This is a genomic window from Saccharopolyspora sp. 6M (assembly GCF_020176775.1).
GTDB lineage: Bacteria > Actinomycetota > Actinomycetes > Mycobacteriales > Pseudonocardiaceae > Saccharopolyspora_C > Saccharopolyspora_C gregorii.
In genome coordinates, this window is sequence record NZ_JAIUJZ010000300.1 from 1 (window position 1) to 5,342 (window position 5,342).

The window sequence follows — 5,342 nt, forward strand, 5'->3', positions numbered from 1 at the left end:
CTGCGCGCGGGCCTCACCGGTGCCGAACGGGAGCTGTTCGACCAGACCCTCACCGGCGAGACCCGCAGGCACCTCGCCGCCCGCATCCGCCAGGCCGGGGAACTCGTCGACACCATGAACGCCCGGCTCAAGCGGGTCCGCACCGCGTCGAAGGTCGCCGTGCGCTTGGTGTGGGAAGTGGACCCCAACCTGCCCGCCGGAACCGGCGCCGCACGCGAACTGCTGCTCACCGACCCGGAACGGCTCGACGACGCCGACAAGGACGTGCTGCACGCCTTCTTCCGGGAACGCGTCGACGAGGCCCGGCGGCACGGCACCGCCGCCGGGTGGGAGGGGCAGCTGGCGCAGGTCTTCGACTACACGTCCTGGCACCGCTTCGGCGTGCAGATCGACCGGGCGAACGGGGAGGGCTGGCAGCTGCTCACGAAACGGCTGCACGGCGCGCTCTCCGGCGGGGAGAAGGCCATCGCGCTGCACCTGCCGCTGTTCGCCGCCGTCGCCGCGCACTACCAGGCCGTGCCCGCCGCGCCCCGGTTCATCCTGCTCGACGAGGTGTTCGTCGGCGTGGACGCCACCAACCGCGGGCAGGTGTTCGACCTGCTCACCGCGCTGGACCTGGACCTCGTGCTGACCAGCGACCACGAGTGGTGCACCTACCGGGAGCTCGACGGCATCGCCGTCCACCAGCTCATCACCGGCGACGGCGACGACGCGGTCACCACCGCCCGGTTCGTGTGGGACGGGCGGGCGCTGGCGGAGGAACGCGGTGCTCCCTGACGGTCTGCGGCGAGCCGAGTTCGCACCCCTGTGGCGGGCGGTGCACGACCGGCTCTCCTCGGGCCGGGCCGTGGACCGGGTCCGGGTGGGCCCGCTGGACCGGCGGCAGCGCGAAGCGCTCGCGGGCCTGCTCGGCGCCGACCGGCTGCCCGCCGACCACGTCACGGTGTCCGTGGCACGGCTGGACGCGGTGCTCGAACCGCACTGCGGGATGCGCTGCCGGGACATCGTCGAAGAGCTGATCGGCCCCGTGCAGGACCGGGCGCTGCAGCGGGAACGCGCCCAGCGGCAGCGCGCCGCGCTGTGGGAGTGGTTCACCGAGCACCCGGTGGTGCGCGCCCAGCCCGCCCTGACCGGGTGGGCGGAGCAGGTGCGCCGCGGCGGCCTCCCCGGCGGAACTCCCGCCGCGGCGGGACGACTGCTGGACGCGGCGCTGCACGTGCTGCACGCGCTGCCCGCGCCCGGCACGCCGCTGCCCGCCTTCGCCGAGGCGGTGCTGGGCGATCCGCGCGCCCTCGACCCGGGCGGATCGCTGTCCGGACTCGTGCTGCGCGCGCTCGCCGAGGTGCACGGCGTTCCGCTGCCCGCCAGCGACGGCCAGCGCCGCGCGCTGTGGCGGTGCGCCGGGATCGGCGAACCCGGACTGCCCACCGCGGTGCTCAGCGCGGGGATGCAGCCGGTCGGCGGACGGCTGTGCGGCGAGATCATGCGCTCCTGCACCGCTTCCGGGCACGCCGCCTCCACCACCCTCGACCAGCTGCGCGACGCCGGCCGGATCGTGCTCGGCGAGCCCGACGTGTGGGTCGTGCAGGAACCGGCCGTGCTGGAGCGCGCGCTGCGCCGGTTCGGCCGCACCTGTCCGCCGCTGGTGTGCACCTCCGGCTGGCCCAACGGCGCCGCGATGCTGCTGCTGCGGACCCTCCGCGCGGCCGGGGCGCGGCTGCACCACCACGGCGACTTCGACGGGGAAGGCCTCCGCATCGCCGCGTACGTGCAGGCCAAGGCCGGGGCCGTGCCGTGGCGGATGAGCACCGCCGACTACCTGGCCGCGCTGGACCGGCACCCGGCCGGACCCGGTGCCGGGCGGATCACCGACGCGCCCTGGGACGCGGCGCTCGCCCCGGCGTTGCGGGAGAACCGGGTGGCGGTCCCGGAGCTGCGGGTGGCGGACGAACTCCTCGACGAAGCGGTGTGGCGGACGCCGTGACCCGAGCCTGCCCCGGTGCGGGGCTCGCCCGGCGGGCGGTGATGCCCGCCCTCCGCGTTCGCGGGTGCCGTCGGCTCAGGACGGGAACGCGGTGCCGGTGGAGGCGTTCTCCCAGCGCTCGACGTCGCCGAGGAGTCGTTCCGCGTTGGCGCGGGTCCGGCCGACGGCGTCGGCGCCGAGCACCAGGTGCATCGGTGGCTCCGGGGCGGCGACGGCATCGAGGATCACCTCCGCCGCCCGCGCCGGGTCACCGGCCTGCGCACCGTCCGTGCGCTGCATCGCGGCGACGGCGGCGCCGGTGTCGGCGTAGTCGTCGAGGGCGGCGGCGGTGCCGCGCCGGGAGCGCTCGGTGAGGAACTCGGTGCGGAAGTGGCCGGGCTCGACGACGGTGACGCGGATGCCCAGCGGCGCGACCTCCTGCGCGAGCGCTTCGGACGTGGCGCCGAGCGCGGCCTTCGCGCCCGCGTACAACCCGGATCCGGCGCCGGGGGCGAGCCCGGCGATGGAGGAGATGTTGACGACGTGTCCGGAGCGCTGGGCGCGCAGCAGCGGCAGCGCGGCCTGCACGACGCGCAGCGCGCCGAAGAAGTTCACCTCGAACACGTGCCGCGCTTCGTCCGCCGAGGCCTCCTCCACGGCGCCGAGCAGCCCGTAACCCGCGTTGTTCACCACCACGTCGAGGCGCCCGGCGACGCGGTGCGCGGCGGCGACCGCGGTGGCGGCCTGCTCCGGGTCGGTGACGTCGAGCGGCACGGTGTGCAGCGCGCCGCCCGCCGCGTCGAGGTCGGAGTCGCCGGTGCGGGTGGTGCCGACGACGGTGTGGCCGCGGCGCAGCGCGGCTTCGGCCAGCGCCCGGCCGAAGCCGCGGGAGATTCCGGTGATGAACCAGACGGACACGGGGTCCCCCTCGCGATTGATGGTCCACTGTGGACGGCCCGGTGCCGGGCCGATGGCTCCACGCTAGGCACCGGAGTCCCGCCGAGGGAGGGCGTGGCACTGCCACCCGGGCCGCTTCGCTCCGTCAACGGCCCCGACCGCCGATCGGGGGCCGGACGCGAGCGTCCCCGCCCGGTCAGGACACCCGGAACGTCGCGCCGGGCCTCGGTCCGCGAGGCGAACGTCAGAGCATCGCCAGGAGCATGGCGCCCATGCCGATGCTCATCGCCCCGTGGCAGGCCGCGTCCCACGCCAGCCGGGTGGCCCGCGGATCGGCCGGGGCGCCGGTGGCGTCGGCGGTGTTCAAGTTGTGCCGCGCCGTGTCCACCGCCGTCGAGATCCACGCCACCGAGGACAGCACCAGGAACGCCCCGAGCACCGCCGACACCAGCACCACCGGCGCCGGGGGCCCGGCGGCGGCCGCGGGCGCGGCCAGCACCCCGGACGCGGGAGCTCCCGCCGCGTGGTGGTGGTGCCCGCCACCGGAATCGTGCGCACCCAACATGAGCAGCGGCATCGCCGCCACCATCCACACCATCGCCACCGACATCACCGCGTGGTGCGCGTGCGCCAGCCGCGGTGAGCCGTACCCGTGGGCGCACGGGACCCGCAGCACCGCCAGCGCCGCGAACCACACCGCGGTCGCCGCGAACAGCACCAGCTGCGGTGTGGCGGGCACGCCCATGCCCCACGGCCACACCATCGCGATCATCAGCAGGCTCATCGCCAGGTGGCTCGCCGAGCTCAGCCGATCGCTCGGCCGCAGGCCCGGTCGGGTGGCGCTGATCGCGCACCACACCGCCGTCACCGCGAACAGCACCGTCAGGACCCAGCTCAGCAGCAGCGATTCGACCACGATCAGACTCCGGCGCTCCGCCGGGCGCGCGCGCCCAGCACGTTGTCCACGACGAGGAACAGCAGCAGCGACGCGCCCAGCAGCGGCAACGCGTACGCGACGAACGCGGCCACCACGATGATCGGCGCCATGACCCGGCCGGGGACGCGCCGCCACGCCCCCCGTTCCGGCGCCCGGCCGAACCGGCCACCTCCGCGGGTGGGCCTGCGCAGCCACCACATCCGGTAGCCCCAGAAGATCATCGAGAGCAGGCCGAGCATCAGCGCCGCCAGCACCAGCTGGTTCGCCAGCCCGAACAGCAGCCCCATGTGCGCGTCGATGCCCCAGCGGGACAGCTTCGCCATCAGCGGGTAGTCCGCGAACCGGATCGTCTCGGTGATCGCTCCGCTCGACGGGTCCACCGCCACCTGGTCCTGCTTCGTCGGCCAGCTGCGCTGCACCTGCTGCACGGTGTAGGCGGAACCGGCATCGGCGGGCGGCGTGATCTCCACCGGACCGTCCAGCCCCGCGCCGAGCGCGGCCGCGTGCACCCGATCGATGCCCACGTCACCGGCGGGTGCCGCCGGCAGCTCGGTGGACACCGCCGGGGTCTCCCACGACAGCTGCTCGCGCACCGCGGTCACGTTCTCGCCCGCGTGCACCGACCAGGTCAGGCCCGTCGCGGACAGGAACAGCAGCCCGAGCGCCGCCCACAACCCGACCGCCCCGTGCCAGGACAGCACCCGCCTGCGACCCGCCGGGCGGAACTCCGGGGCCAGCAGCAGCCGGGCGCGCCGCTCGCGGCGGGTGCGCCCGATCCACAGCGCCGCACCGCCCAGCACCACCACCCACAGCCAGCTCGCCGCCAACTCGCTGTAGAGGCGGCCCGCGTCGCCCAGGTGCAGGCCGCGGTGCAGGTTGTCGATCCACGCGCGCAGCGGCAGCGCCTGGCCCGAGCCGTAGGTGACCAGGTCGCCGCGCACCTCCAGCGTGTGCGGGTCGACGAACACGGTGCGCAGGTAGCTCTCCGGCAGGTCCGGCGCCGCGAAGATCACTTGGGTGGTGTCGGTGCCGGTCGCGCCCGGGCGCACCGCCTGCACCTGCTCGCCGGGGCGCACCTCGCGGGCCGTCGCGATCTGCTCCGACAACGGGTGCGCGGTCGCCGCCGCGGGCACGTGCAGCTCCCGGGTGTAGACGGCCTGCTCCAGCTGCGGCGTGAACACGTACACCAAGCCGGTCAGCGCGGCCACCACCAGGAACGGTGCGATGAACACGCCCGCGTAGAAGTGCAGGCGCAGCACCAGCGGGCGCAGCACCGACCACGTCGACGGGCTCGCGGGCCGATCCGCCACCGCGCTCCCGGACGAGTCCGGGGCCTGCTGCTCCGCGAGACCTGGATCCGTCGCCATCGCCGCTCCTGTCCTCAGCCGCTTCGGTCGACCCACTAGTCGCCTGATCATCGTGCTTGGTTCCCGCTGTGACATCCCCCTCCACGATGTGGGAGCGAACGGGGGCGGGCGTTGACCCGTTCGCCGAACGCGTGCACGGGGGCGGGGGTGAACGGACCGCGCGTCCGGGGCAGCGGCA

At 75.2% G+C, this 5,342-nt stretch carries 5 protein-coding genes; 2 read left to right on the forward strand and 3 right to left on the reverse strand.

Annotated features, from left to right (window positions below; genetic code table 11):
* On the forward strand, nt 1-777 hold a 777-nt coding region (locus LCD31_RS27980), incomplete at its 5' end, for an SbcC/MukB-like Walker B domain-containing protein (RefSeq protein ID WP_304615282.1).
* A complete protein-coding gene (locus LCD31_RS27985; protein ID WP_224963059.1) occupies nt 767-1,984 on the forward strand; it encodes a TIGR02679 family protein in 1,218 nt (405 codons plus the stop codon). The genes LCD31_RS27980 and LCD31_RS27985, both read left to right, overlap by 11 nt.
* Nucleotides 1,985-2,059: 75 nt before the next feature.
* Here the strand turns inward: LCD31_RS27985 and LCD31_RS27990 are convergent, their stop codons facing one another.
* The 3 genes from LCD31_RS27990 to LCD31_RS28000 all read right to left on the reverse strand — a co-directional run bounded on the left by LCD31_RS27990 (nt 2,060) and on the right by LCD31_RS28000 (nt 5,164).
* Nucleotides 2,060-2,881, reverse strand: a complete 822-nt coding sequence (locus LCD31_RS27990; protein ID WP_224963061.1) for an oxidoreductase — start codon at nt 2,879-2,881, stop codon at nt 2,060-2,062.
* A gap of 223 nt (nt 2,882-3,104) precedes the next feature.
* Entirely contained in the window at nt 3,105-3,776 is a 672-nt protein-coding gene (locus tag LCD31_RS27995) for a DUF5134 domain-containing protein (protein ID WP_224963063.1), read from the reverse strand.
* 2 nt (nt 3,777-3,778) lie between these two features.
* Nucleotides 3,779-5,164, reverse strand: a complete 1,386-nt coding sequence (locus LCD31_RS28000; RefSeq protein ID WP_224963065.1) for a PepSY domain-containing protein — start codon at nt 5,162-5,164, stop codon at nt 3,779-3,781.
* Nucleotides 5,165-5,342: the final 178 nt, after the last annotated feature.